General features: G+C 39.7%; 1 protein-coding gene. It reads left to right on the forward strand.

All coding sequences use genetic code 11. The features are described from left to right. The first annotated feature begins 170 nt into the window (after nt 1-170). A protein-coding gene (locus G4P69_RS37230; RefSeq protein ID WP_243902782.1) for a transposase occupies nt 171-1,663 on the forward strand; the annotation gives its coding sequence in 2 pieces (ribosomal slippage) (nt 171-1,068 and nt 1,068-1,663; 1,494 coding nt in all). The last annotated feature ends 474 nt before the right edge of the window (nt 1,664-2,137 follow it).

A 2,137-nucleotide genomic window follows, 5' to 3' on the forward strand; every position in this document is an offset into this window, starting at 1 on the left:
AAAAAAACTAGAACCGCAAAATTTGCTAGAGAGGGTCACATATTCAAGTAAACTAGGGAACACAGAGAATATGTGGTATGAAAATGGCAAGAAAAAGCCCTCAACCAAAAGCGACATCGTTTGAAGTACTAGAATGCGTGCAACAGAATTGTCCTAGTTGTGGCAAACTAATGTGGAATGAGTACAATAATCTCCGACATGTGAGAACTCTAAAAGGAGTGGTAAAACTGCTCTTAAAAATCCGCCGTTGTCAGAATACATCCTGTGAGCGTTACCGAATTAAATATCGACCAGAAAAAGAAGGTTCATGGGCGTTACCACAACAAGAATTTGGTCTAGATGTGATTGCATTGGTGGGAGCGCTACGCTACCAAGAACACAAAAGCATACCTCAAATTCATCAACAACTTTGCAATGACGGTGTAGAAGTAAGCGAGCGAAGCGTTATTTACCTGCTAGAAAGATATGATGAATTAGTTGCACTGTGGTTAGGTGACCAATCAAGACTCAAATCTATAGTCAAAAAACAAAACCGATTGATATTAGCAATTGACGGGATGCAACCAGATGTTGGACATGAAGTACTGTGGGTGATTCGCGATTGTTTATCAGGAGAAATTTTGCTGGCAAAAACTTTGTTATCGTCAACAAGTGAGGATTTAGCAGCCTTGTTGTTGTCAGTAAAAAATAATCTTGGTGTAAAGATTGATGGGGTGATTAGTGACGGTCAACAATCAATTCGTAAAGCCGTTGAAGCAGCATTACCTGGAATTGCTCATGGTTTGTGTCATTTTCACTATTTGAAGGAAGCCGCCAAGGTTATTTATGAAGCAGATAGACACGCAAAAAAGGAACTGAAAAAGCATGTTCGGGGTATACGCGAAATTGAACGTAGTGTTAATGATTGTGACCAAACTACGTCCGAAGTTATTCGTGGGTATTGTTTGGCTGTACGTGGTTCCTTGACCAGTGATGGTCGTCCACCGCTAGATGCCTCTGGATTAAAACTACAAGAACGCCTAAGTTTAATTGAAGACAGCCTAGAACGGCTAGCTAAAAAAGGGGGTTACCAAAACCCTTAATAAAACTCAAACAAATTGTTGCTAAAGGACTTGAAAAAACAGCATCTTTGTTCACTCCAATTAGTGTTGCTTATAACTGGATTCATCAAGCCGCAGAAATTCTAGATAACGAAACTGGTCTTAATGCAATTGAAGTCCAACAAAGTTTCCAAACTTTACTTGACTCAATGTCACATGCGAAAAATGAAGCAGGTACTTTAGAACCTGGTATTACTCATTTCTTAAAAATTACTCGTAGTTATTGGTCTGGACTTTTTCATTGTTACGATGTTGAAGGTTTACCTCGAACTAATAATGATCTTGAACAGGTATTTGGTGTTTTACGACATCATCAACGCCGTTGTACCGGTCGAAAAGTTGCCCCTTCATCACTTGTAATTCGAGGCACAGTTCAGTTAGCTTCTGCTATTGCTACTGCACTTCATTCCTTTTCATCTGAAGATTTGGCACAAGTTTGTGTCCAGACTTGGCAACAATTGCGCTTTGATTTACGCCAACATCAACTAAGTCGTATTGAACAACTACGATTCCGTCGAAATCCCGAAGCTTACTTGGCAAATCTTGAGACACTTCTTGTTTAATAAATAATAACACTCCCTTAACTCAGAAGCGAAATTCAGCGACTTCCAGAAAATAAAATATAGAACACCCTCTCTATAATAATGATTATTATTATCACAGCTAGGACGTGTGTCAGACTCAGGTCAATTCCGTGTAATACACGGTTTTCACGACTACTGTTTTCTCTTTCCATGGGGAGCAATGCGATTTTGTTAGATCGGGTTTGAATTCTCAATTAGATTGCCTAATTCTCAATAAAAACTGGTTTTTCTCCGCGATCGCCTAAGTGCGAGTTGCGTCAGTCCTAGCGATCGCCATTTTCTCATGCAATAGCGACCACGCTGTCCCAGTTGCGTCAGTTATGCAATACAGATGTACTAAAATTTAGCGCTCCCCTGTGCCAGTTGCGTAAGTCCTGGCACATATTCTCTATTTTTCCTAGTTTACTTGAATATGTGACCCTCTCTAGCAAATTTTGCGGTTCTAGTTTTTTT

Source organism: Aetokthonos hydrillicola CCALA 1050, from assembly GCF_017591665.1.
Taxonomy (GTDB): Bacteria; Cyanobacteriota; Cyanobacteriia; order Cyanobacteriales; family Nostocaceae; genus Aetokthonos; species Aetokthonos hydrillicola.